This is a genomic window from Halosaccharopolyspora lacisalsi (assembly GCF_014137975.1).
Classification (GTDB): Bacteria; Actinomycetota; Actinomycetes; order Mycobacteriales; family Pseudonocardiaceae; genus Halosaccharopolyspora; species Halosaccharopolyspora lacisalsi.
Genome location: NZ_JACGWZ010000002.1, coordinates 292,214 through 316,898 on the forward strand (window position 1 = coordinate 292,214; position 24,685 = coordinate 316,898).

A 24,685-nucleotide genomic window follows, 5' to 3' on the forward strand; every position below is an offset into this window, starting at 1 on the left:
GAGCGTGCTGGGACGAGCACCGCACCCGGGGCGCCGTGGTTCGGAACGGATACGCAGTGCCTACCGGCAGTGCGAGGAGATCACGCGAACCCAGGCCAGGAACTTCCACTACGGCATCCGATTGTTGCCCGGTCCGAAACGCCGTGCTCTCTCGGCGATCTACGCGTTCGCGCGCCGGGTGGACGACATCGGAGACGGTGAGCTGCCCGAGGAGCAGAAACTGCGGCGACTCGAACGCGCCCGCGGTGACATTCGCTCGATCGACATCGACTCCGAGGACCCGGTGCTGGTGGCGCTGGCCGATGCCGCGCACGTCCTGCCGATTCCGCTGGAGGCCTTCGACGACCTCATCGACGGGTGCGAGGCCGACGTGCACGGTCAGGAGTACCGCACGTTCGAGGAACTGGTGACCTACTGCCGGCGCGTGGCCGGTTCGGTCGGGCGGCTCTCGCTGGGAGTGTTCGGGGCTTCGCAACCGGACGTGGCCAGTGGCCGCGCCGACGCGCTGGGAGTGGCGCTACAACTGACCAACATCCTGCGTGACGTGCTGGAGGACCGGTGCAACGGGCGGGTCTACCTGCCCACCGAGGAACTGGACCGTTTCGGGGTGCGGCTCGATCTCGTCGGCCACGGGATGCTGCTCGACGGCGGTGCGGCCCTGGACGAGCTGATCCGCTTCCAGGCGCGCCGCGCCGAGGAGTGGTATGCCGAGGGGCTGCGCCTGCTGCCGATGCTGGACCGGCGAAGTCGCGCGTGCTGTGCTTCCATGGCCGGTATCTACCACGAATTGTTGCAGCGCATCATCGCCGATCCGCGCACGGCGATGCGCGGTCGGATGTCGTTGCCGGGTTGGCAGAAGGCCGCCGTCGCGGCCCGATCATTGGCGGGGATGACCCCGTGACCCGCGACGGAGTGATCGTGATCGGCGGCGGCCTGGCCGGTGTGTCGACCGCGCTGCGCTGCCGAGACGCGGGTTTCTCCGTGACTCTGTTGGAGGCGCGCTCCCGCCTCGGCGGTGCCACCTACTCGTTCCTGCGGGGTGACCGGGAGGTCGACACGGGCCAGCACGTGCTGCTGCGCTGCTACTCGGCCTACACCGGGCTCCTGAGTCGGCTCGGGGTCCTCGAGGGGGTCGACTTCCAGTCGCGCTTTCGCGTCCCGATGGTGCGACCCGGACAACGCCCCTGGGTGGTGCGCCGCGGAGGGTTACCCGCCCCCGCCCACCTGCTACCGGTATTGCTCGGCCACCGCGCCCTGACACCGCGTCAGCGCGTGCGTGCAGCGTCCACGGCACTGGCGTTGCAGCGGCTCGACCCGGACGATCCGGTGCTGGACCGGGTCAGTTTCGGTCAGTGGCTGCGCGCCAGGGCCGAGCCCGAGGAGAACGTCCGGGCGCTGTGGGGGCTGCTCATCGTGGCCGCGCTCAACGCCGAGCCGGAGGACGCCTCGCTGGCACTGGCCGTGCGCGTTTTCCGCACCGGAGTACTGGACGGCGTCCGCGGCGGCGACATCGGTGTTCCCCGACGGCCGCTCGGACAGTTGCACGACCTGCCCGCCCGCGAGGTCCTGACCCGCGACGGAGCGGAAGTGCGGCTCCGCACGAAGGCGCTGTCGGTGCGACCCACCGAAACGGGCCTGAACGTGGAGGTGGACACCGGGCGCGATCGCGACGGCCCCGCCGAACTGGAGGCCGCGGCGGTCGTGGTCGCCGTCCCCCACACCGCGGCCACCCGGCTGCTCGAACCGGTGCTCCCGGAGGCGGGGCAGTGGTCGGACCTGTCGGCGGCACCGATCGTCAACGTCCACATCCAGTTCGACCGGGTGGTCACCGAAGAACCCATGACGGCGGCGCTGGACTCGCCGGTGCAGTGGATCTTCGATCGAAGCGCGGCCGCCGGCGTCCGCGACGGCCAGTACCTCGTGATCTCGTTGTCCGCGGCGCATTCGTTCGTCACCGCGCGCTCGAGGGAGCTGCGTGATGTCTTCCTTCCCGCGTTGGGCGAACTGCTGCCGCGAGTGCGGCAGGCCGAGGTGCTGGACTTCTTCGTCACTCGCGAACCCGCCGCGACCTTCCTGGCCGCCCCGGGAACCCGCGAGATCCGCCCACCCGCACGCACCCGCGTTCCCGGACTGTTCCTGGCCGGAGCATGGACGGCCACCGGTTGGCCGGACACGCTCGAAGGAGCGGTCCGCAGCGGTGACCGTGCCGCCGAAGCCGTAGAGCTCCTCCTGAGTGTCGATCGCCGTAGTGGCGTGGAGGTAACCCCATGACCGCGACCATCCCCACCGCGCTGGCGACCGCGCGGGAACTCGTCGACCCGGAGCTGCGCAAGGCCGTCAGCAGACTCGACCCGGACCTGCGCCGGGTGAGCGAGTACCACTTCGGATGGGTCAACGCCGACGGCGTTCCCGAAGTCCGCCAGGGCAAGGCGCTCCGGCCCGCGCTGGTGTTGTTGTCGGCCCGGGCAGGGGGTGGCGCCCACGATCAGGTGCTCCCCGTGGCCGCGGCGGTGGAACTGGTTCACAACTTCTCGCTGCTGCACGACGACCTCATGGACGGTGATCAGGAGCGTCGGCACCGGCCCACCGCGTGGAAGGTCTTCGGCCGTTCCTCGGCCCTGCTGGCCGGTGACGCGCTGCTGGGCCTGGCCACGGAGACGGTGCTGGAGACGTCCTCCCCGCAGGTGATCGACGCGGCGCGGGCACTGACGAGCACGATCGGCAAACTCATCACCGGCCAGTCCGCCGACCTGAACTTCGAGCAGCGCATGGACGTCACCCTCGACGAGTGCCTGCGCATGGTCGAGGGAAAGACCGGGGCACTGCTGGGATGCGCCGCCTCGATCGGCGCGCTGTTCGTGTCCGCCCCGGCTGAGACGGTCGCTCGACTGCACGCCTTCGGTACCGAACTGGGGATGGCTTTCCAGCTCGTCGACGACCTGCTCGGGCTGTGGGGCGACCCGGAAGTGACCGGTAAGCCGGTGCTGTCCGACCTGCGCGCCCGCAAGCAGTCCCTGCCGGTGGTGCACGCGCTCGACTCCGGCACCGCCGCCGGCAGGCGGTTGCGGGAGCTGTACTCGCAAGCGCAACCGCTGGAGGAGCGACAGCTGCGGGAAGCGGCCGAGATGGTGCAGCGGGCCGGTTCGCACGAGTGGGCGCAGGTCGAGTGCGAACGGAGGTTCACCACGGCCCATCAGCATCTCGAACTCGCCGGTTGTGACACCGCGACCGAAGGACTGACCGAACTCGCCGATTTCATTGTGCGGAGGCAATGGTGACGGACTCGCTACGACGGGAAACCGAACGAACCGAGGTCATCGAGAGGGACTTCGATGAACACGTCCCCGTGTCCGATCGGGGAGTGACCGCGCTGGCCGCGGGACGCGATCACATGCTGTCGCTGCAGCACCCCGGCGGATGGTGGAAGGGTGAGCTGCAGACCAACGTGACCATGGACGTCGAGGACCTGCTGCTGCGGCAGTTCCTGGGAATCCGCACCGAGACCGAGACCGCCGAGGCCGCACGCTGGATCCGCTCCCAGCAACGCGCCGACGGAACCTGGGGAAACTACTACGGGGCGCCGGGAGATCTCTCCACCACGGTCGAGGCGTACGTGGCCCTCAAGCTCGCCGGTGACTCCGTCGACGACGAGCACATGGCCCTGGCCCGCCGCTGGATCCTGGAACAGGGCGGCATAGAGCGCACCCGCGTGTTCACCCGGATCTGGCTGGCGCTGTTCGGCGAATGGTCCTGGGAGAAGCTGCCGGCCATGCCGCCGGAGCTCATCCTGCTACCACCGTGGTTTCCGCTCAACGTCGCCGACTGGGGGTGCTGGGCACGTCAGACGATCGTGCCGCTGACCGTGGTGTGCACGATGAAGCCCCGGCGCGAGCTGGGCATCACCGTCACCGAGCTCAGGAGCGGGCGGGTGCCCGCAGCGTCGAAAGCTCCGCTGCTGTCCTGGGAACGGGGCTTCAACGGGCTGGATCGCGTGCTGCACCGGTACCACCGGCATTCCGTGCGGTGGCTGCGGCGTCACTCGATGCGCCGAGCCGCCGAGTGGATCGTGGCACGGCAGGAGGCCGACGGATGCTGGGGCGGAATCCAGCCCCCGTGGGTGTACTCGCTGCTGGCGCTGAACCTGCTGGGCTACCCGCTGGATCACCCCGTGATGCGGGAGGGGGTGAGCGGGCTGGAAGGCTTCCTCATCCGGGAGCCGACCGAAAGCGGCGTGGTGCGCCGGTTGGAGGCGTGCCAGTCCCCGGTCTGGGACACCGTGCTGGGAATCCAGGCGCTCTGCGACGCCGGTGTGCCCGCCGACCACGAAGCGCTGCGCAGCGCGGGCGAGTTCGTCCGTTCCGAGGAGATCAGGGTTCGCGGTGACTGGGCGGTGCGCCGACCCGAACTGGCACCGAGTGGCTGGGCCTTCGAGTTCGAAAACGACGGCTACCCCGATGTCGACGACACCGCCGAGGCGCTGCTGGCGCTGGACCGCATCGGCGATCCCGACGACGAGGCCACCCGGTCGGCGATCACGCGAGGCGAGCAGTGGCTGCGCGGTATGCAGTCCCGCGACGGTGGCTGGGCCGCTTTCGACGCCGACAACACGCGGGAACTCGTGAACAAGTTGCCGTTCTGCGACTTCGGCGCCGTCATCGACCCGCCCTCGGCCGACGTCACCGCCCACGTGGTCGAAGCGCTGTGCACGGTCGGCAGCGGACAGGACGACGTGGTGGGCAAGGGGGTGCGATGGTTGCTCACCCACCAGGAGGCCGACGGATCGTGGTACGGCCGCTGGGGCGCCAACCACGTCTACGGCACGGGAGCGGTGGTTCCCGCCCTGGTGCGCTCGGGCCTGCTGCCCGAGCACGCCGCCCTGCAACGAGCGTCGCGGTGGCTGGAGACGCACCAGAACGACGACGGGGGGTGGGGCGAGGACATGAGGTCCTACGACGACCCGAGCTGGATCGGCCACGGCACCTCCACGGCCTCCCAGACGGCTTGGGCACTGATGGCCCTGCTCGCCCTCGGCCGCCACGACACCGAGGTGGTCCGCGCCGGCGTCGACTACCTGGTCACCACCCAGCTGCCGGACGGGAGCTGGGACGAACCGCAGTTCACCGGTACCGGATTCCCCGGCGACTTCTACATCAACTACCACCTGTACCGCCAGATATTCCCCCTCAACGCGCTCGGCCGGTACCGCACGGCCGTGGAGGGCGGGTAGTCGACCATGAGCACGGGATTACTGGTATGCGCGCCGTTGCACGTGGAGGCGTGGGCACTTCGCCGTGACCTGGGTAGCCGCACGGTGCGCCGCACCGGCTACGGGGTGCGGCGCAGTGCCCGCAGCGCCGTACGACTGCTCCACCACCCCGGACACGCACTGGCCGTGGCCGGGGTGGCCGGCGGCATCGATCCAGCCGTGCGAAGTGGCGACGTCGTCGTGGCCGACGACCTGCTGGGCGCGGACGGCACTGTCGTACGCACCTGTCGCAGCGCGCGATTGGTCGAGGAGCTGCGGCGGCGGGGACTGACCGTGCACTGCGGACCGATCGTGACCGCGGATCGTCTCGTGCGCGGCGCCGAGCGTCCCGAATGGAGCCGTACCGAGGCCATCGCCGTGGACATGGAGTCGGCGGTGCTGGCCGGTGCCGCCGGGGACCGCGCGTTCGCGGTGGTCCGTGTCGCGGTGGACACGGTGTGTGAACCACTCCTGAATCCGGGCACTCCCCGGCGGGGATGGGCGGCGCTTCGACAGCTGCGCCGCACGGCGGGGCCACTGGCTCGCTGGGCGAGTTCGGTGGCCCCTCCCGACGAAGAAATTCACTCCACTCGGACCCGAGAGGTGTCGTGATGGGCATTCCAGTACGTCAGGCCGCCCGCGTTGGCGCGTATCTGCTCAAGCAGAAGATCGCTCGCCGGGAGAAGTTCGCGCTGACCCTCGAACTGGAGCCACTGTTCGCCTGCAACCTCGCTTGCGAGGGCTGCGGCAAGATCCAGCACCCCGCCAATGTGCTCAAGCAACGCATGTCGGTGGAGGATGCCGTCGGGGCCGCCGAGGAGTGCGGAGCCCCGGTGGTCTCCATCGCGGGCGGGGAACCACTGATGCACCCCCAGATCGAGGAGATGATCGAGGAGCTGATCAAGCGCAAGAAGTTCGTGTACCTGTGCACAAACGCGCTGCTGATGCCCCGCAAGATCGACAAGATTCGCCCGTCGCCGTACTTCGCGTGGGCGGTGCACATCGACGGGCTCGAGGAGCGCCACGACGCCTCGGTGGACAAGGAGGGTGTGTTCGCCCAGGCGGTGGACAACATCCGCGACGCCCAGAACAGGGGATTTCGGGTCACGACCAACAGCACGTTCTTCAGCACCGACACGCCGCAGACCGTGATCGACGTGCTGGACTATCTGAACAACGACCTCAAGGTCGATCAGATGATGCTCTCGCCCGCCTACGCCTACGACAAGGCGCCCGATCAGGATCACTTCCTCGGCGTCGAGGAGACCCGCGAGCTGTTCCGCAAGGCCTTCGCGGAGGGCAGGCGCAAGAAGTGGCGCTTCAACCACTCTCCGCTGTTCCTGGACTTCCTCGAGGGCAAGGTCGACTTCGGGTGTACGGCGTGGGCGATCCCGTCGTACTCGCTGTACGGCTGGCAGAAGCCCTGCTACCTCATGGCCGACGGCTACGCGCAGTCCTACCAGGAGCTGCTGGATGAGACGGACTGGGAGTCCTACGGGCGGGGACGCGACCCGCGGTGTGCGAACTGCATGGCCCACTGCGGTTACGAGCCGACCTCCGTGATGGCCACGATGGGCTCGCTGAAGGAGTCGCTGCGTGCGGTGAGGGGGTAGTGGACTGTTCGGCGGATCGCCGTGTGATCCGTGCTGCGCTCTCCCCTGAAGGACCTTGGTCGTGATGGCGAAAACCAAGCCGGTCGATCAGGGACCTGTATTTCCTGCTGCGGTAGGCGTCCTCCCAGAGTTGCGGGGCGACGTGAAACGAGCCCGCTGGCACCCCGCCTAAGACCAGCCACGCCGGCAACGGGTATCGCCACGGGAAGGCCGCACCACCGGGGTGGTCAACGTTGCGTAGCAATACGCAACTCAGGGAGTGCGCGTTTTTAAACACTTTCTGAACGGTTGACCGGCGGATTGCTGGCAACACTGGATGGGGCGTGGCAGCCGTGGGATGTCGCATGGTGCTGCGTGCTCCCGTCCCCGCGGTGCTGTGGTTGACCACAGGGCTGCTGGTGGTGCGCACGATCATCGGCGTCACCACCGGCGGCGTGTTCTTCTGCTTTCTGCGATCCGGTCTGCAGAATCTCCTGATCGCTTTCTGCCTGCTGGCCGGCCTGCCCTTCGAACGCACGTTGCTGGGCAGGCTCGCCAACGACCTCTGCGCATTCCCGGCGGCTTTGACCGGCGATGCCCGCGTTCACCGGTTCTTCAGAAGGGCCTCGGTGCTGTGAGCCCTGGTGTTCGTCACCAACGGCGCGGCGATCCCGTGGACACTGGCGCGGGCCACGTTCGAGGATTTCCTGCTGGTCACCACCGCCGGTTCGTGCGCCTTGGTCGGCGTCGCCGCCGTGGTCTCGCTGCTGTGGACCCGCCGGGAACTGCGTGGTGCGGGCGTCCGGCCGCGTCTGCGCCCGAACCCCGCATGGCCTGAACGACCCGGGGTGCCGTACACGGCCGAAGTCGTGTACGGCACCCCGGTGCGGCGACCGGAAGAACTCGGTCAGGCCGCGAGGTAGTCGCTCACCTCCGAGAGGACTTCGGTGTTGCTCAGGAAACCGATATGGGTCTCGCAGGTCACTCGGGTGTTCGTAGCTCCCTCCACCTTGGTGCTGGTGTAGGGGATGATGACGCCGTCGCAGGGCGAGAACCAGGTGCGGTAGCCGACGTCGCCGGGAGTCTCGTCACCGGAGTTGAGCTCGCGGAGGAAGTCCGATCCGGGGAGCATCTCCCGGCACGAGGCGAAGACGGTGCAGCTGGATGCGTAAGTGGTGCCGTGATTGGCACCCGCCAGGGAGGCCCACTGGTCGACGTGGCTTGTGCCGCCCAACTCGTTGGTGTACCAGCGGGTTACCAGGCCGCCCATCGAGTGGTTGACGAGATCTACCTCGTCGGCTCCGGTGCGGTCGAGAACGTCGCGGACGTAGTCGGCCAACCCGGAGGCGCTGGCCTCGTTGGACTGGTTGTAGTCGTACTCGTAGGCGAACAGCTGGTCGGCGCTGTAGCCGTTGGCGCGAAACACCGTTTCGGCCGTTGTCCAGTTGGACGCGCTGCCGGTGTAGCCGTGCACGAAGATGACGGGGTCGTTCGTCGCTGAGTTCGTCGCCGCGTTCGCCGCTGCCGGGGCGAGGGCGACGAAGGCGACAGCGGTCAGGAGGATGCCGAGAATCCGGCGCATGACAACTCCTCGCTGGGGGATGCGGACCTGGAGAAGTCTCCTCGCATCGAAGGCCGTGCCACATCGGTGTAATCGCCGGTCTCGTTCTTCGTGTCCCGAGTCGATCGTGGGCGCGCCCCGACTCGGGGACTTTTCCGGTGAGTGACCGCACGGTCACACTGGGCGGATGACTGTCGAGAGTGAAGCGATGTCTTTTTCCGGGCGGATGCACGGACGTGACCAGGAGTTCGCCCGTGTGTCCGGCCTCGTGGAACGAGCTTGTCGGGGCCGCGGAGCGGCGCTGGTGATCACGGCGGAGCCGGGCATGGGACGGACGACCCTGCTGGAGCGAACACGGACTGATCCCGTGAATGTCGGCACGGTCGGGATCCGTGGCATCGAGGCGGAGTCGGAGCTGTCCCTGGCCGGCCTGAAACGGCTGTTGTCGGGACTTCCCGGAGAGGGCGGGGACCACTGCGCGGTGGTCGATCGGCTGCTCGGCCCCGGTGCGGCTCCTCCGGCGAACACTGCCGTACTCGGCGGCACCGTCCGGCGGTTGCTGGCCGAGTCCGGGCCCCTGCTGTGTTGGATCGACGACGCTCACCTCGTGGACCGCGCCTCGCTGGAGGTGTTGGCCTTCGCGGCTCGCCGTCTGAGTACGACGTCGGTGCTCATGGTGTTCACCACCGCTCGTGGGGTGGGCTCGGACAGCGCGGTGTCCGGACTGCTCACCGGGATTCCCGACCTCGAACTCTCCGGTCTCGATGACGAGGCCGCCACGAGAGTCCTGCGCGATCGGGTCGCTCACGGAGTCTCCGAGGAACCGGCCGAGGACCTGCTAGATCTCGCCTGCGGTAATCCGCTCGCACTCGTCGAGCTCGCCACGAGCCTGACGCTCGAACAGGCCGCGGGCCTGTCGCCGGTGCCGAACGTGCTTCCCCGGGACGGTCGCTACCGGGGTCTCGTGCGGCGGTGCTTCCTCCGTCTCCGCGGCCAGGCCCGACTGTGGGCGGTGATGGTGGCCTCCGAGGAGCGACTCGACACCGACACGGTCTCGCGTGCGATCGCCGAATCGGGGCAGGACCCGGAGAGCTGGGAAGAAGCCGTGGAATCCGGGTTGGTCGTCGTCGACGGGAAAACCGCGGAGTCTCCGAACGAACCGGTTCGGTCGAGCGTGTGGGCGGAGTCCTCGTTGGCGCAGCGCCGTCAGGTCCACGATCTCCTCGCGACGGTGCTCCAGCGGGAGCAAGACGAGACCCGGTGGACGTGGCATCGGGCCGCGGCTTCCGGGGAACCGCCGGACAGCTACGCCGGAGAACTCGCCGAGGTGGCCAACGCCGCCAGGCGGCGAGAGGACTACGCGATCTCCTCGGAGGCTTTCCGGCGTTCGGCCGTTCTGACACCGCACCGTGAGCTCAGGGCGGAAAGGCTGCTCGCGGCCGGTCACGACAGCTGGCTGACGGGAAGAGCACGAAGATCCCGCGCCTTGATCCGCGAGGCACATCCGCTGGCCGCGTCCCCCGAACTCCGCGGCACGGTCGGCTTACTGCGAGGCAGCATCGAGTTGCACGACGGTATTCCGGAGAGAGCGAGCCGGAACCTGGTGGAGGCGGCGGACGAACTCGACGGCACGAATCGTGCGGCGACCGTCACGGCACTGATGTTGGCCGGGGAAGCCAGCTATGTCGCCGGGGACTACCCGCGGTACTTCACCATCGCCCAGCGTGCCGCGGCATTGCGACGGCCGGACGACTCCGTGCCCGTTCGACTGATGCTCGACCACTTCGCCGGTATGGCCGCCACCTTTCGCGGAGGTCACCGGGAGGCCGCACAGGCTCTGCGCCGGGTGGTCCGGCTCGCGGAGGTGGTGCGGGATCCCGCGTCGATGATCTGGGCGAGCCAGGCCGCGTTCACCCTGGGCGATCCCCGGCGTTCCCGGGAGCTCGCCATCCGGGCGCTGAGTACGGCGCGTGGCCGGGGGATGGTGGCTCTGGTGCCGTGGACACTGGTTTGTCTCGCGCTGTCCGAACTCCTGCTGGACCGGTACTCCTCGGCGACGGCCAACGCGCGGGAGGGACTGCGGGTGGCCCGAGCGACCGGTCAGCACAACTTCGTGATCGACCACTTCGCCATCCTGGCGCTGCTCGCCGCTCTGCGCGGGGACGGTGAGGTCGCGCTGCCGTACTTGCGGGAGGTCGCCGACGATGCCGAGACCAGGGGACTGGGCCGTCCGGCCGCGCTCGGTTCGTGGGCGTCGGCCTGCCTCGATCTCACGGACGGTCGTCCTGCCGATGCCGTGGACCGGTTCCGGCTCGTGGCCTCGGGAAATGGTCACGTCAACCTCGCGATTCGAGGTCTGGCCGCCCCGCACTACGTCGAAGCGGCGGCACGGTGCGGTCAGCGAACCCGAGCTGCTCGGGTGCTGAAGTCCTTCGACGACTGGGTGGGCACGACCGGGAGCGCGGCCAGACTCGCCCTGTCCCACCGTTGCCACGCACTGCTCGCGGGTAGCGGGGCCGACACGGACGAGCACTTCCACATGGCGATGCGGCTGCACCGCCGCAGCGACACGCGCCTGGAACTGGCCAAGACCGAGCTCTACTACGGCGAATGGCTGCGTCGCCATCGCGAACCGCGCAACTCGCGGCGGTTCTTCGCGGATGCGGCGAAGATTTTTCAGCAGTACGAGGCCGACCACTGGCTGGAAAGGACGCGGACGCAGCTTCGCGTGGCCGGAGAGGCGCCCCGTCCGGCGAGCACTGCGGCGGTCGACGTGCTCACGCCGCAACAGGCGCAGATCTCACGGTTGGTCGCGCGTGGAGCGACGAACCGCGAGATCGCGGCGGAGCTGTTCATCAGCAGGCGGACCGTCGACCATCACCTGCGCAACGTCTTCTCCAAACTCGGGGTGCGTTCCAGGGTGGAACTGGCCGGGCTCGTTCGCTGATCACCCGAACAGGCGGGCCAGCCGGTGGAACGCCCCGGGGACGGTTCCCTGGACGCGGGCGGCCACCGTCAGCCAGCCGGGGACGAACACCTCCCGGTGATTCCGCTCGATCCCGCGCACGAGGGCCTCGGCCACCGTCGTGGGCTCGACCTGGCGGGGAAAGCTCCGGGCGTACGGCTTGCCACGGCTCGTGAAGAACGGTGTCCGCACGGCCCCGGGAAGCACCGTGGTGACACCGACCGGGGGCGCCTCGTAGCGCACGCTTTCAGCGAAGGTCCGAAGACCGGACTTGGTGGCCGCGTACACGGCCTCACCGCGAACGCCGAGGGCCGCGATGGAGGACACGAACACCACGTGCCCGCGCCGCCGCCGAACCATGGCCGGCAGCAGGTGGCGTGTGAGCTCCACGGAGGCGGTCAGGTTGACCGCTATCAGCGTCGAGACGTCCTCGGCGGACATGTCCTCCAGCGCGCCCTCCCAGCCGAACCCGGCATTGTTGATCAGCAGGTCGACGTCCTGGTCCGCGGCGACACGTTCCACGTCGGCACGCTCGCCGAGGTCCGCGCACATCACCCGTCCTCCCGTGCGTCGCGCGACCTCGGACAACCTGCGCTCGTCACGCCCCACCAGCACCAGGCGGCACCCGCTGTGCGCCAGTGCCGAAGCCGTGGCCGCACCGATGCCGGAGGAAGCGCCCGTGATCAGCGCCGTCCGGCCCGCCAGCCTCAACCCCATGCCCACCCTTCGGACGAATCGTCGGAGCCCTCGCGCTCGATCTCGCGACGCAGGTGCTCGCCACGGTAGGTCAGCAAGGTGATTCCCCCGATGATGGCCATCCCGGCGAGCGTCTCCCCCGCCAGCACGGTCGGGGTGATGATCATTTGCTCCCCGAACCAGTTCACCCCGATGGCGACGCCGACCAGCGGATCCACGGTCGTGATCACCGCCAGTGCCGGGGAGATCAGCCGGCCCTGCTGGAAGGCGTTCTGGCTGAGCAGGAAGCCGCAGGGGCCGATGACGCACACCCCGTAGAGCACCCAGTGCTGGAACGGTTCGGTGATGCCGCCCGCGCGGACCTGCTCGGCCACGACCTTCATCAGCGCTGCGGTCACCCCGTAGAGCACTCCGGTGGCCAGTGCCAGGGCGATCACCCGGATCTCGCCGGGAAACCGGGTGGCGGCGAGCAGGCACGCCGCGAACACGAGCGCGAGGAGCACGGCCAGCGGCACGGCCTGTGGCGCGATCATCGCTCGGCCGCCTCCGCTCGGTCGGGCCAGCAGCAGGAATGCGGCCAGACCCCCCATGCAGCACAGCGCGCCCAGCATCACGATGCCGTCCAGGTGCCGTCCGGCCAACCAGGCCGAGCACACGGTCGCGAACAGGACACTGGTCACCAACAGGGGCTGGACGAGCAGCAACGGGCCGAAGGCCAGGGCCACCACCTGCAGCGAGAGGCCGACGATGACGGTGAGCACGCTGGCGACCCAGATCGGCTTGCGCACCAGTTCCACCAGCAACCGCGGATTCAGCGTGTCGATCTTGGGGACCTGCTTGGTGGCGCGCTGTTGGACGACGCTGGCGAGTCCGAAGCTCGCCGCGCCCACGACCGCGGCGGGTACCGCGATGGCCAGCCACGCTCCCGGGGCCGTCATGTCCCCTCGTCTCGCCCGGGAAGTTCCTGGAGATCGTCGAAGGAACTGCGTACGTGGTCGGTGAGCCGTTCGGGATCCGGTACCATGCCGGCATCGGCGGTGATGCCCACGCCGACCATCTCTCCCCAGGTGATCATTCCCATGGCCAGTCCGACCCCCTCGGCCAGCGGCAGTACCGGCAGCACGCCGGCGACGAGGGCGCCGGCCACGCGGGGAGGTTTGCGGGACCCCGGGAGTACCGAGACGATCGCGTTGAAGAACCGCCGCTGGTAGACGCGACGCACCACCCACGCGTGCAGTGGGGCCGGGAGCAGCCCCAAAGCAGCCATCACGGCTCCCGCCGCCAACGGCTGCCCGCGGCGTTGCGTGACCTCCATGCGCGCGGTCACCTCGGCCATGCGTTCCGCCGGTGTCATCGGTCCCACCGGCAGATCCACCGAGACCGTCACCGTGCGGTTGCCCCACTGCGGGCTGTCGCCGTCCTCGTGCAGCGGGCGGGTCGTCAAGGGAACCATCACGCGCAGCGTCTGCTGCGGCGTCGTGCCGCCGCGCTCGTTCAGCAGACGGTGGAGCGCCTCGGCCATCACGGTGATCAGCAGTACGCTGGAACGGATTCCGTGGGAACGGGCACTGGCGCGCACCTTCGCCGCGGACAGCTCACCCCACCCGAAGCGACGTCGCGGTGTGCTGGTTCCCCCCAGTTCGCTGGCCGGCGCCGTGCCGGCGCCCGCCAGGCTCGCCAGCCCTCGCACGACTCCGGCGCCGTGGTGCGCCCACTTCCGCCACGAAGCGGTGGAGCTCGGGGGCGGTGACGTGCGCGGCCGGGTTTCGTGATCCCGAAGCAACCGCACCAGGGTGTCGGTGACCGCCAGACCGTCCCCGAGCGCGTGGTGCATCTTCGCCAGCAACGACCAGGAGTCGTTCTCGACGTCGTGCACCAGCATCAGCTCCCACGGTGGCCGGTCGGTGCGTACGGCGGTGGCGAAGAAGTCCCGGACGAGCTCGTGCCAGTGGTGGCCCGGACCCGTTCCGGTCGTCCGCAGGCACAGGTGTTCGTGCGGGTCGACGCTGTCCGCCTGAATCCAGCGCGGCCTCCGGCCACGCCGCTCCGACAGCCGCCAGTGCAGCATCGGCAATTCCGATGCCCGCTCCGCGATCAGCTCGGCGACGTGGTCGACCATGTCCGGTGCCGACATGTCGTCCCGGTTCCGCTCCAGCAGCAGCACCGCTCCGGTCTGTTGCGGCACCCGTTCGGTGGCGGCGTGGACGAAGAAGGCGTCCTGGGCACGCAGGGCTCGGCTGCCCCTGTGCCGGGGAAGCCGGGCCAGCGCATCGACCTGCTCGGTGAAGTCTCCGGAAGTGGCGTGCTCCAGCGCGCGCTGTTCGATCGTGCGCAGCCGTCGGTGGTCGCCGGTCAGCTCCCGCAGGGTGTCGGCGAATTCGGACCGCGTGGGACACAGCTCGGCCAGCCCGGCGCGAGCCATGAGTTCGGCGTTTCCCCAACCGTGACCGGCGATCGGCTCGAACATCACGACCGTGCGGCCGCACGCGAGCGCTTCCAACGCCGTCGCGCCACCGGCGTTGGTGACCACCACGTCGGCCGCCGCCGTGAGCGTGGGCATGTCCCGCACCCAGCCCAACGGCATCAGCCGGGGTTCGGCGCGTTGCTCCAGTCGCTGCCGCAGTTCGTCGTTGTGGCCGCAGACCACCACCACCGAACGGACCTCGGGTTCCTCCAGAGCGGTCTCGACCGCGCGCTCGATCGAACCGAAGCCCAGCGACCCGCACGAGACGAGCACCAGGAAACCGTCATCCGGCAGGTCGAAAGCCCTCCGTGACTCCGCCTTGTCCGCCGGACGGAACTCGGAGGCGACCGGAGGGACGCAGACCTCGGCGGCGGCATCGGGTTGGGCGCGGTGCAACTCGCGCAGGCTCGCCCCGCTCATGACGTAGTGCATGTCCACTTCGGGGTAGACCCAGAAGGGGTGGGGGGAGAAATCGGAGATCACGGCAGCCACGGGTCGCTCCAGCTCTCCGCGCCGTCGCAGCCAGTCGAGTCCGGCCGTGCCCATCGGATAGGTCGAGATCACCAGGTCCGGCTCGTAGTCACGCACCACCGGGCGCAGCCGTCGCCCGCTCCAGGCTCCCACGAAACGACGGGAGGCGTCGGCGAACCAGCGATACCGCCACAGGGCCGCGTAGAACAGGTCGTACAGCCACGGCGTGGACTCCACGTTGCGGATGTAGATCCACCGAAAGGCCGGCCCCACGCCCGGCCCCATGGTGCGGAGGGTCTCCACCCATTCCACCTCGCAGTCGGGCCACGATCGACGCGCCGACTCCTCGACGGCGCGGGCGGTGGCGTTGTGCCCTTCGCCGATGGTGGCGCTGACCAGCAGTACGCGTCTCGGGGTGGTGACGGGCGGAGCGGAAGTCACCGGACAACGTCCTTTCCTCGACTCGCTTCTCGGGAGGAAAGACTAAACCAACCCCGGGCCGTTCAGCGCGCCGAATATCGGTCCCTTCCTGTTTCGAAGGATCATTCTCCCTGGTAAGGAAGACTTTTCACGGGTTCGACGTCCTGGTCGGTCCTGCCCACTTGAGCGGCGCCGCCGGGAGAGCCGATGCCGGTGGCGGTGAAAAAGTCCGCGTTCGCCTGCGTGTAAGCTTCGTATTCCTCGGGAACGTCGTCCTCGTAGTAGATGGCCTCCACCGGGCACACCGGCTCGCACGCCGCGCAGTCGATGCACTCGTCGGGGTGGATGTAGAGCATCCGCCCGCCCTCGTAGATGCAGTCGACGGGACACTCGTCGATGCAGGACTTGTCGAGAACGTCGACACATGGCTCGGTGATCACGTAGGTCAAGAGACCCCCTTCGTTGCCGCGCTTTCGGGGACGGCCTACCCGGTACGGTTTCCCGTTATACGGACCGTGCCGGGTGAACCGCTCGTGCACAGGCGTGAGAACGGATTCAAGTCATCGACGGTAAAATACCGTCGAACGAGTTATCCGGCCGTGCTCGCCGTGCTGCGCGGGACGTCGGTGGCCGCGAAGAGTATGGGGGCACGAGCGGGATGTCGAAGGGAGCGCGCTCACGTGAGCAGCGTCAACAGCGGATCGTGGACCACGTGTTGGCCCAGGGATCGGCGAGCGCGGCCGAGCTGACGGAGCTGGTCGGCGTCAGCGTGATGACGGTTCACCGCGACCTCGACGAACTGGCGCGACGAGGGTTGGTGCGCAAGTTCCACGGCGGTGTCTCGGCCCAGCCTTCGACCGTTTTCGAAGGGTCCTCGGAATACCGCATGGGGGCGCAGCGCCCGCTCAAGGAAGCCATCGCCGGCGCGGCCGTGCAGCTGGTCGAACCGGGCGGTTCGATCCTGCTCGACGACTCGACCACGGCGCTGGCCGTGGCCGAGTCGTTGGGCGATCTGGGGCCGTTGACGGTGGCCACGAACTACCTGCCGGCCATCGAGATACTCAAGAAGTCCCCCGAGATCCACCTGATCTGCCTGGGGGGCAACTACTCGACCACGCACGACTCCTTCCTGGGCCTGCCCTGCATCGAGGCGGTGGGAGCCCTGTCGGTGGACATGGCCTTCGTGTCCACCTCGGCGATGAATCCGACCATGACCTTTCACCAGGAGCACGAGCTCGTTCAGGTCAAACGCGCCATGTTGGCCGCGGCCGAACGCAGCTTCCTGCTCATGGACTCCAGCAAGATGCCGCGTAAGGCATTGCACCAGATGGCGCCGCTGGCCGACTACGATCAGCTCGTGGTCGACGACGGTGTCGACGAGGAGTTCCTCGCGGCGGCTCGCGACGTGCTCCCGGTGACCGTGGCCCCCACGGGTGCGTGAGCGCTTCGCGCGGCCCCCCGCTGCCGTGCTCTCGCCATCGGCATCGGCGGTCACCGGAACAGGGCGGAGAGCTCCTCGGGAAGCTGTGCCAGCGTGTCTTCGACCTCGTTGGCGGGAAGCCACTTCTGCAGCGTCCCGAACACGACCCGGACCTGCTGTTCCACCTCGTCGAGGTCGACGGAGTCGATCTCACCGCTGAGCCGGTCGAGGAAGGTGTCCTTGTCGAAGGCGTGAGCCTGACTGTCGTGCCTGTCGAGTTCGGAACGCAGCTCGGGAGGCAGGGCGGGGGAGAGGTCGTTGATCTGGCCGTTGGTGATGCGTTCGGCCAGCGAGCTCATGGTCGCCCTGACGAGTCGGTCGGCCTGCTCGTGCGAGGACAGTCCCGCCTGCTGCTGCACCTGCTCCAGCAGCGTTTCCATCGTCAGTCCCTGGGGACCCGGATGAGTCATGTCCTGCTCCTTTCCTCGACGCCACTCCTTCCGCTACCCGTGATGGGGCTGATCGACACTCACCACCCCCGGTAATGATCGTCACCGGCGACGCGCCAGGGTGAGGCCGTCGCCGACGGGCAGCATGGTCAGCTCGACCCGCTCGTCGTGCAGCGCGTGCTCGTTGAACGCCCGGATCGCGCGGATGTCGGCGTCACCGTAGTCGGGGCCCACGACGTGCCCGCCCGCGAGGACGTTGTCCACCAGGATCAGCCCACCGGGACGCGTCCGAACCACGATCTCCTCCCAGTAGTCGACGTATTCCGTCTTGTCCGCGTCGATGAACGCCAGGTCGATCGACGGCTGCTCCGGGAGGGCGCTCAGCGTCTCGATCGCCGAGCCCAGCCGTAGGTCGATGAGGTGCCGGACTCCGGCGCGTTCCCAGTGGTCGTGGGCGATGGCCGTGTACTCGGTGCTGGTGTCGCAGCACAGCAGCCTGCCGTGTTCGTCGAGGCCCCGCGCGACGGCCAGCGCCGAATACCCGGTGAAAGTGCCCACTTCCACCGCGAATCGCGTCCGGGCGATTTTGGTCAACAGCGTCAGCAACGAACCCTGCTCGGGGGAGATTCGCATCCGTGCTCGGTCGGGGAACTGCCGTTCGGTCTCGGCGATCAGTTCCCGCTGCACCTCGTCGGGCTGCGTTCCGTGCTCCACCAGGTACTCGTGCAGCTCGGAATCGAGCTGCGCCGTCTTGCGCGCCACTCCCGGAAAACTACGCTTTCCCGGTCGGTGGCGCAGCGGTGTTCGGGGCGGTCTCGAGCCGATTCGCCACGGCACGATCGTGTTCCGGTCGCGACGCTCCTCGTGAGTGTTTACGCTGACCTTCGTCACGACAGCCGCCCGTGATCGTGGGATCTTCGAAGCGAAAGGCGTGCGCTGGATGAGCAGGTTGACACGGCCGACGAAACCGGCGAGCTCGACCTACCGCCGCGCCGGGCAGCAGGCCGACGAACTGGATCAGCGGTTCCAGCTGGCCGGAGGACTTCGACGGCAGATCAACAAGGTCTTTCCGAACCACTGGTCGTTCCTGCTCGGCGAACTCGCCCTGTACTCGTTCATCGTCCTGCTCATCACCGGCACCTACCTGGCGTACTTCTTCGATCCCTCGATGTCCGAGGTCACCTATCAGGGGATCTACACGAATCTGCGCGGTGTGGAGATGTCGCGGGCGTACGAGACCACCCTGGACATCTCCTTCGAGGTCCGCGGGGGGATGTTCGCCCGCCAGATCCATCACTGGGCCGCGCTGGTGTTCCTGGCCGCGCTGGTGGCTCACATGCTCCGGATCTTTTTCACCGGCGCTTTCCGGCGGCCGCGGGAAACCAACTGGGTGATCGGCATCCTGCTGTTCGTCACGGGGATGTTCGAGGGCTTCACCGGGTACTCGCTGCCGGACGACCTGCTCTCCGGCACCGGGGTGCGCATCGCTTCGGGAATCACCATGTCGGTCCCGGTCATCGGTACCTGGCTGCACTGGCTGCTGTTCGGCGGTGAATTCGCCGGTGACGAGATCATCCCACGCTTCTACCTGATCCACATCTTCCTCCTGCCGGGCATCATCGCGGCGTTGATCGCGGTCCACCTGGCCCTGGTCTGGTACCAGAAGCACACTCAGTTCCCCGGTGTCCGCGCCACCGAGAGAAACGTGATCGGCGTGCGCATCGTGCCCGTGTTCGCGATCAAGGCCGGAGGGCTGTTCGCCGTGGTCACCGGCGTCCTGGCGATCATGGGCGGGATCTTTCAGATCAACCCGATCTGGAATCTGGGGCCCTACGTCCCCTCCATGGTCTCGGCGGCCTCGCAGCCGGACTGGTACATCCTCTGGACCGAAGGGTCCAGTCGGGTGTGGCCTCCGTGGGAGATCTACCTGTTCGGCAGTTTCACCGTTCCCGCTGTGTTCTGGCCGACCGCGTTCCTCATGGGCGTGATCTTCGCGGTGGCGGCGTCGTATCCGATGATCGAGCGCAAGCTCAGCGGTGACGACGCCCACCACAACCTGCTGCAGCGCCCCCGCGACGTTCCGGTGCGCACCAGCCTCGGCGCGATGGCGCTCACGTTCTTCATGATCCTGCTGCTCATGGGGGCCAACGACATCATCGCCTTCAAGTTCGACATCGCGCTGGAGGCCACCACCTGGATCGGTCGGATCGGGCTGTTGATCGCTCCTCCGCTGGCCTACTACTTCGCCTACCGGATCTGCATCGGTCTGCAACGCTCCGACCGCGCGGTTCTCGAGCACGGTCTGGAAACCGGCGTGATCCGTAGGATGCCGCACGGTCAGTTCATCGAAGTACACCAGCCGCTGGGTCCGGTCGACGAGCACGGGCACCCCGAAGAGCTGACGTACCAGGGTGCGCCCGTACCGAAGAAGATGAACGAGATCGGGGCCGCCGGCAGGCCCCGAGCCGGCAGCCTGCTGCGACCGGACCCTCCCGAGGAGAGCGAGCGGTTGGAACGGGCACGCGAGGAGGACGAGCAGCGGCAGCGTCGTGAGTCCGAAGAGGAGGACGAACTGCCGAGCGGGCACCCTCGGGACCCCGAGCTGTGACGAGCGCTCGCGGGAGATGCTTGCGCAGGGGAGACGGCGTATTCTGCTGGTATTCGGAGGGTGTTCGGTGTCGGCCGTCGGTGCTGGTCGTCGCCGGAAGCTTTTCGAAAAGCTCTCACAAACGCTCGGACGGCCGGTGCGTGACGCGGTTCAACGCCTCCGCGCTCCTCGGTAACCGGCCAGCAGGAGGTGAGATGTAATGACGCAATCGACGTCCATGGAACAGCATCCCGACCTGATGGAGCTGCGGGCACGCTACGAGGCGGCCGGCGAAACCACTCAGGCGCAGATGCTGGAGGGCATGACCATGGTGGCCGGTCTTTACGCGGCCATCTCGCCCTGGGTGATCGGCTTCAGCGCGACCTCTTTCCAACTGGCCATGAGCAATCTCGTGACGGGGTTGGCGCTGACGCTGTTGGCGTTGGGTTTCGCCTCCGCCTACAGCAGGACCCACAACCTCTCGTGGGTCGTGCCGGTGATCGGTGCCTGGTTGGTCATCACTCCGTTCTTCGTGCTCGACGGACCGCTGACCGCGGGGATCGTGCTCAGCAACGTCATCACCGGTGGCGTGACGGTGTTGTGCGGTCTGGGTATCGGCTCGCTGGGGTTGATGCGAAAGGGCCGCTGAGTGCGCCCGGAAGTACGTGAGGTCGTGCGTGCTCCGTTTCCGCGCGGAAGCACGCACGACCCCGCTCACCTCTCACCGTTCTGTGGGGTTCGCGTGCACGATCACCACCGGGCACGGTGAGTGGTGGGCGCATTTGTGGCTGACCGATCCGAGGAGCGCACCGACGAATCCTCCGTGGCCTCGGCTGCCCACGACCAGCAGTCCGGCCTGCTCGGCGGCCTCGAGCAGGATCTGAGCCGAATGCCCCTGAACGACCCGGGTCTGTACCGGAGTCGACGTGGTGCGTTTTTCCAGGGCGCTTTCCACGGTGGTTTCGACGGTGACGCTGGCGGCGCCCTCGAATTCACGAGGTGGTACGGCCCCACCCTCCCAGCTGTAGAAGGCGGGGTATTCCCAAGCGGTGATCGCTTCCACGCTCGCGCCGGTCAGTTCCGCCTGACCGAGCGCCCAGTCCAGCGCCGCCATCGAGGACGGTGAGCCGTCGATACCCACCACGATCTTGTTCGTCTCACTCATCGGGTCTCCAATCGGGGGAATTCCGGCGTTCGGGTCGGGGAGGAGCCGGCCTCGAGTGTGTGGTGGTGACCACTCGCTGGTCGGCTCTACGAACAAGATCGGTAAGAAGTCGCGTCAGTTGGCGGAGTACATCGAGTCCGCCTTCATGGGTCGGGATGGTCGGTTGAGGTGGGCGAAGTTGCGCGAGCCGCTGAACATGGTGTGGTCGCGCCCGCTGTCGGAGGGTGTGGAGCCGTCGGTGGGGACGGTGTCCCGTGATGCGGCCGGCCGGGGGGTCGTCTCGATCGTGGTTGAGACCAGTACCGAGCATTACGCGCCGACTGATCGGGCTGGTGGGGTGGATGCCGGGTTGGAGTCGTTGGTGACGCTGTCGACCGGGGGGGGGGGGGGGGGAGGTTACCGACCCGAAGCACGAGAAGCGGGACCGCAAGAAGCTGGTGAAGGCTCAGCGGGAGCTGTCCCGCAAGCAGCCCGGCTCGAACAATCGGGCCAGGGCTCGTCGGGAGGTGGCCCGGGTGCACGCGCGGATCACCGACCGGCGCCGGGACCATTTGCACCAGGTGAGCACTGGACTCGTCCGTGAGAACCAAACGGTCGTGATCGAGGATCTTCAGGTGCGCGGCATGCTGGCCAACCACAGTCTCGCTTGTGCGCTCGGTGATGCGTCGTGGTCGCAGTTCCGCACGATGCTGGAGTACGAGGCCGCGTGGTGTGGCCGTGAGGTCATCGTGATCGACCGGGGGTTCCCGTCCAGCAAGACGTGCCCGGCGTGTGGCCGGCTCACCGCGAAGAAGCCGCTGCACGTGCGCACGTGGGCGTGCGCCGGGTGCAACACCACGCACGTCCGCGACGTCAACGCCGCGAAGAACATCAAGGTCGCCGGGCTGGTGGCGTCGGCCTGTGGAGCCGGTGTCAGACCTCAACGGGAGACCTCCCGGACGGGGCAGTCGGCAAGGAAGCAGGAACCCTCGACCGCGAGACCGAAGGAAAACCCCGGCCTCCAGGACGAGGAATAGTCAAGCTGCCCCCTTGTCGCCTCTCCGCCACTGTGCCTGCCGAGTGGGACGATCGGCATCCCGCGACGGGGAGTTCCCCCGATTCGGTGGCCCCTCGGTTCGTGGTGACCTCCTCGGTTCGTTCAGTCGGCCAGTGCGTGCTCGACGAGCTTGTCGGAGAGTTCGCGCAACCGGGTGCGCTCCTGCGGGTCGTAGGCCTGGGCCAAGGCGCGGGCCTCTTCGAGGCCGTGGAAGTAACGGCCCGTGACTTCCTCCAGCGAGGTCTCGGCCACCAACCGGTAGGTCGCTTCGAGTCCTTCGTCGACCGTGCTCGCCGGGCGGATGTCGGCCTGCCGCACCATCGTCGTGTTCATGTACGTGGCCGGATGCAGCGCGTTGACGGTGACTCCTTCGCCGCGGAGCTGTTCGGCCAGGTCGAAGGTGAGCATGATCTGGGCGAGCTTGCTCTGCGCGTAGGCGCGGGTACCGCTGTAGCCCGAGGTCAGCATCGGGTTGTCGAAGTCGATCGGCTGCTGACCCGCCGAGGCGACGTTGACCACCCGTGCCGGTGCGGAGGCCGCCAGTAGCGGAACCAGCTCGCGGGTGAGCACGTAACCGGCGAGGTAGTTCACCGCGAAGCGCAGCTCGATGCCGTCGGCGGTCTCCTGCCGCTCCGTCTCGTCGGCGCCGAAGCCGACCCCGGCGTTGTTGACCAGCACGTCGACGCGGCGGAATCGTTCGCGGACGTGCTGGGCCATCTCACAGACATTGCGCGGCTCGGAGAGGTCGGCCAACACGACCTCGACGCGATCGTTTCCGGTCGTCTCGGTGATCTCACCGCGGGTGCGCTCGGTTCGTTCGGGGTCGCGGCCGTGCACCGCCACCCGGGCACCCTGGGCGGCCACGCGTTCGGCGAGTGCCCGCCCGAGTCCGTCCGTGGCGCCGGTGACGAGGACGGTTTGTTCGCTGAGCGGACGCACAGTCAGCCTCCTCGGGGGCAGGGGTGGGCAGTACGTATGGCCTCCATTGGAGTGACGGTAGCGCTTTGGCGCCACTCGGGAGTCACAGTATGTCCCCAAAAGGCATACCCGGAAGGTCATTCCGTCACACTAAGAGAATATCGAAAGTGTGATCTCCGTAATCACTGGGTATCTTACGGTAGTCAGCGGGTCGTCTTGACGACCCGTGCGGGGGGCACGAAGAAGGTAGAGATCATGACGGCAACATCGGAACCGCACCGCGTCGTGGAGGAGTTGGGGAAGCTGGGACAGGTGACCGCCCTGCTGGAGGAACTCAGCGGCTCCGGAACGGAGGGCGTGCAGGAGCGACAGCGGGCCCTGCTGTCGGCGGCCGAACTCGGGCGGCGACTCGCCGTCCTGCTGGACGAGCTGGCCGGCGAGTACGAGCGTCCCGGTGTCCCGGAGCAGGGCTCCGTCCAGATCTCCCTGGACCAGGCCGCCGCCGCCGCGGAGGATCTCGGCAACTGTGCACGTCATGCCGCGGAGGCCTTGTTGGCCGAGTCGTGAATCCCCGGTCCTCGGCCCCTCGCCACGCGAGTAGCACGACCGATCAGCCGACGATAGGCTTCACGGTCGGGAGCCGATTCCGTTGAAGGAGCAGCCGTGGCCGGGTCGTGGGCGAAGCGCTCCTGGAGGCCGGACGTTCCGGTACGGCGGTCGCGCGCACCGCGATGGGCCGAGCAGGAGGAAACGTGGCGGTCGGCGAAGCCGCCCGTGATCGCGGCCGCGCTCAAACGCGCGCTTTCCCGTCCCTCGGGGAACTGGTTCGTCCTGGCAGCGAGCCGGGAGATCACGGGGCGGGAGCCGTTCGGCCGCACTGTGGCGGGCACCGAAGTGGTCGCGTGGCGCGGCGAGGACGGACGGCTGCACGCGGGGCCGGGGGCCTGTCCCCACCTCGGCGCTCCGCTGAGCCAGGCGCGTGTGCACTGTGGCGAGCTCGTGTGCCGCTGGCACGGCCTGAAGCTGGGGGAGCGGGGTGGCCCGTGGTGGGCCCCCTTTCCCACCTACGACGACGGTGTTCTCTCCTGGGTACGACTGGACGAAGCCGGTGCCGAACAAGCTCTGCCCGAGCCCGTGGTGCCCGTCAGACCGCCCCGGGCGGCCGGTATCGACGCGGTCGCCACCACGGTGGGAAGCTGCGAACCGGAGGACGTCGTGGCCAACCGGCTGGATCCCTGGCACGGTTCCTGGTTCCACCCGTACTCCTTCGCCGACCTCAGCGTCGTGCGAGCTCCGGAAGTCGACGCCCCCGACGACGTCGACAGCGACCGCTTCGACGTGGACGTGACCTTCCGACTGTCCCGCCGCATCGGCGTTCCGGTACGGGCGAGTTTCACCTGCCCGGAGCCGCGCACCGTGGTCATGCACGTCGTGGATGGTGAGGGGGCGGGCAGCGTCGTGGAAACCCATGCGACTCCGCTGGGCACCGATGCCCTCGGTCGTCCCCGGACAGCGGTCGTCGAGGCCACGGTGGCCCACTCCACGCGCCCCGGGTTCCGCGCCGCTCGCGGAATAACCCCGGTGCTGCGGCCCGTGATGCGCCGGGTCGCGTTACGACTCTGGCGTGACGATCTCGCCTACGCCGAGCGTCGTTATCAACTACGCAGCACCGGACGCTGGCCGGGTTGAGACGAGG

At 68.2% G+C, this 24,685-nt stretch carries 24 protein-coding genes; 15 read left to right on the forward strand and 9 right to left on the reverse strand.

Annotated elements, in window-relative coordinates:
* Positions 1–7: 7 nt before the first annotated feature.
* The 8 genes from hpnD to FHX42_RS09155 all read left to right on the forward strand — a co-directional run bounded on the left by hpnD (position 8) and on the right by FHX42_RS09155 (position 7,760).
* Positions 8–901, forward strand: coding sequence for a presqualene diphosphate synthase HpnD (gene hpnD, locus FHX42_RS25910; protein ID WP_220480170.1), 894 nt, complete (start codon positions 8–10; stop codon positions 899–901).
* Positions 898–2,271, forward strand: coding sequence for a hydroxysqualene dehydroxylase HpnE (gene hpnE / locus FHX42_RS09125; protein ID WP_328796004.1), 1,374 nt, complete (start codon positions 898–900; stop codon positions 2,269–2,271). The genes hpnD and hpnE overlap by 4 nt, the downstream gene beginning before the upstream one ends.
* A complete protein-coding gene (locus FHX42_RS09130) occupies positions 2,268–3,278 on the forward strand; it encodes a polyprenyl synthetase family protein (RefSeq protein WP_182543805.1) in 1,011 nt (336 codons plus the stop codon). The genes hpnE and FHX42_RS09130 overlap by 4 nt, the downstream gene beginning before the upstream one ends.
* A gap of 68 nt (positions 3,279–3,346) precedes the next feature.
* Positions 3,347–5,227, forward strand: coding sequence for a squalene--hopene cyclase (gene shc / locus FHX42_RS09135; RefSeq protein WP_407926224.1), 1,881 nt, complete (start codon positions 3,347–3,349; stop codon positions 5,225–5,227).
* Positions 5,228–5,233: 6 nt separating this feature from the next.
* Positions 5,234–5,857, forward strand: a complete 624-nt coding sequence (locus tag FHX42_RS09140; RefSeq protein WP_182543807.1) for a phosphorylase family protein — start codon at positions 5,234–5,236, stop codon at positions 5,855–5,857.
* Positions 5,857–6,858 (forward strand): adenosyl-hopene transferase HpnH, encoded by a 1,002-nt coding sequence (gene hpnH, locus FHX42_RS09145; RefSeq protein ID WP_182543808.1) that lies wholly within the window; start codon positions 5,857–5,859, stop codon positions 6,856–6,858. The genes FHX42_RS09140 and hpnH overlap by 1 nt, the downstream gene beginning before the upstream one ends.
* A 344-nt stretch (positions 6,859–7,202) precedes the next feature.
* A complete protein-coding gene (locus tag FHX42_RS09150; RefSeq protein WP_182543809.1) occupies positions 7,203–7,475 on the forward strand; it encodes a hypothetical protein in 273 nt (90 codons plus the stop codon).
* Between the two features lie 6 nt (positions 7,476–7,481).
* Complete coding sequence (locus FHX42_RS09155; protein WP_182543810.1) at positions 7,482–7,760, forward strand: hypothetical protein; 279 nt, start codon at positions 7,482–7,484, stop codon at positions 7,758–7,760.
* On the opposite strand, the gene FHX42_RS09160 is transcribed toward FHX42_RS09155, so the two are convergent.
* Positions 7,745–8,419, reverse strand: a complete 675-nt coding sequence (locus FHX42_RS09160; RefSeq protein WP_182543811.1) for an esterase/lipase family protein — start codon at positions 8,417–8,419, stop codon at positions 7,745–7,747. The two genes, FHX42_RS09155 and FHX42_RS09160, sit on opposite strands and share 16 nt — an antisense overlap.
* A 166-nt stretch (positions 8,420–8,585) precedes the next feature.
* Here FHX42_RS09160 and FHX42_RS09165 point away from each other — a divergent pair, with 166 nt between their 5' ends.
* Positions 8,586–11,345, forward strand: coding sequence for a helix-turn-helix transcriptional regulator (locus FHX42_RS09165; protein WP_182543812.1), 2,760 nt, complete (start codon positions 8,586–8,588; stop codon positions 11,343–11,345).
* Here the strand turns inward: FHX42_RS09165 and FHX42_RS09170 are convergent, their stop codons facing one another.
* From FHX42_RS09170 to fdxA, 4 genes are all read right to left on the reverse strand, one after another.
* Positions 11,346–12,080 (reverse strand): SDR family NAD(P)-dependent oxidoreductase, encoded by a 735-nt coding sequence (locus FHX42_RS09170; protein ID WP_182543813.1) that lies wholly within the window; start codon positions 12,078–12,080, stop codon positions 11,346–11,348. It lies immediately after the preceding gene.
* On the reverse strand, positions 12,071–12,997 hold the full coding sequence (locus FHX42_RS09175) for a DMT family transporter (RefSeq protein WP_182543814.1): 927 nt from the start codon (positions 12,995–12,997) through the stop codon (positions 12,071–12,073). The genes FHX42_RS09170 and FHX42_RS09175 overlap by 10 nt, the downstream gene beginning before the upstream one ends.
* Positions 12,994–15,435, reverse strand: coding sequence for a WS/DGAT domain-containing protein (locus tag FHX42_RS09180; RefSeq protein WP_182543815.1), 2,442 nt, complete (start codon positions 15,433–15,435; stop codon positions 12,994–12,996). Before FHX42_RS09180 ends, FHX42_RS09175 begins: the two co-directional genes overlap by 4 nt.
* Before the next feature lie 101 nt (positions 15,436–15,536).
* Positions 15,537–15,863 carry a ferredoxin gene (gene fdxA, locus FHX42_RS09185; protein ID WP_182543816.1) on the reverse strand — a complete coding sequence of 109 codons (327 nt, stop codon included), beginning with the start codon at positions 15,861–15,863 and terminating at the stop codon, positions 15,537–15,539.
* Between the two features lie 209 nt (positions 15,864–16,072).
* Here fdxA and FHX42_RS09190 point away from each other — a divergent pair, with 209 nt between their 5' ends.
* A complete protein-coding gene (locus tag FHX42_RS09190; RefSeq protein ID WP_182543817.1) occupies positions 16,073–16,855 on the forward strand; it encodes a DeoR/GlpR family DNA-binding transcription regulator in 783 nt (260 codons plus the stop codon).
* Between the two features lie 50 nt (positions 16,856–16,905).
* On the opposite strand, the gene FHX42_RS09195 is transcribed toward FHX42_RS09190, so the two are convergent.
* Complete coding sequence (locus FHX42_RS09195; RefSeq protein ID WP_182543818.1) at positions 16,906–17,304, reverse strand: DUF2267 domain-containing protein; 399 nt, start codon at positions 17,302–17,304, stop codon at positions 16,906–16,908.
* Positions 17,305–17,385: 81 nt separating this feature from the next.
* Entirely contained in the window at positions 17,386–18,045 is a 660-nt protein-coding gene (locus FHX42_RS09200; protein ID WP_182543819.1) for an O-methyltransferase, read from the reverse strand.
* Between the two features lie 178 nt (positions 18,046–18,223).
* Between FHX42_RS09200 and qcrB the strand changes: the two genes are divergently transcribed.
* Positions 18,224–19,891 carry a cytochrome bc1 complex cytochrome b subunit gene (qcrB, locus tag FHX42_RS09205; protein WP_182543820.1) on the forward strand — a complete coding sequence of 556 codons (1,668 nt, stop codon included), beginning with the start codon at positions 18,224–18,226 and terminating at the stop codon, positions 19,889–19,891.
* 199 nt (positions 19,892–20,090) lie between these two features.
* Positions 20,091–20,519 (forward strand): SPW repeat protein, encoded by a 429-nt coding sequence (locus FHX42_RS09210; protein WP_182543821.1) that lies wholly within the window; start codon positions 20,091–20,093, stop codon positions 20,517–20,519.
* A gap of 72 nt (positions 20,520–20,591) precedes the next feature.
* On the opposite strand, the gene FHX42_RS09215 is transcribed toward FHX42_RS09210, so the two are convergent.
* Entirely contained in the window at positions 20,592–21,035 is a 444-nt protein-coding gene (locus FHX42_RS09215; protein WP_182543822.1) for a universal stress protein, read from the reverse strand.
* Between the two features lie 437 nt (positions 21,036–21,472).
* On the opposite strand from FHX42_RS09215, the gene FHX42_RS09220 reads away from it, so the two are divergent.
* A complete protein-coding gene (locus tag FHX42_RS09220) occupies positions 21,473–22,051 on the forward strand; it encodes an RNA-guided endonuclease InsQ/TnpB family protein (RefSeq protein ID WP_182543823.1) in 579 nt (192 codons plus the stop codon).
* A 122-nt stretch (positions 22,052–22,173) separates the two neighbouring features.
* On the opposite strand, the gene FHX42_RS09225 is transcribed toward FHX42_RS09220, so the two are convergent.
* Positions 22,174–23,010, reverse strand: a complete 837-nt coding sequence (locus FHX42_RS09225; protein WP_328796005.1) for an SDR family NAD(P)-dependent oxidoreductase — start codon at positions 23,008–23,010, stop codon at positions 22,174–22,176.
* 234 nt (positions 23,011–23,244) lie between these two features.
* Here FHX42_RS09225 and FHX42_RS09230 point away from each other — a divergent pair, with 234 nt between their 5' ends.
* A complete protein-coding gene (locus tag FHX42_RS09230; RefSeq protein WP_182543825.1) occupies positions 23,245–23,556 on the forward strand; it encodes a hypothetical protein in 312 nt (103 codons plus the stop codon).
* Between the two features lie 96 nt (positions 23,557–23,652).
* Complete coding sequence (locus FHX42_RS09235) at positions 23,653–24,678, forward strand: DUF5914 domain-containing protein (RefSeq protein ID WP_328796006.1); 1,026 nt, start codon at positions 23,653–23,655, stop codon at positions 24,676–24,678.
* The last annotated feature ends 7 nt before the right edge of the window (positions 24,679–24,685 follow it).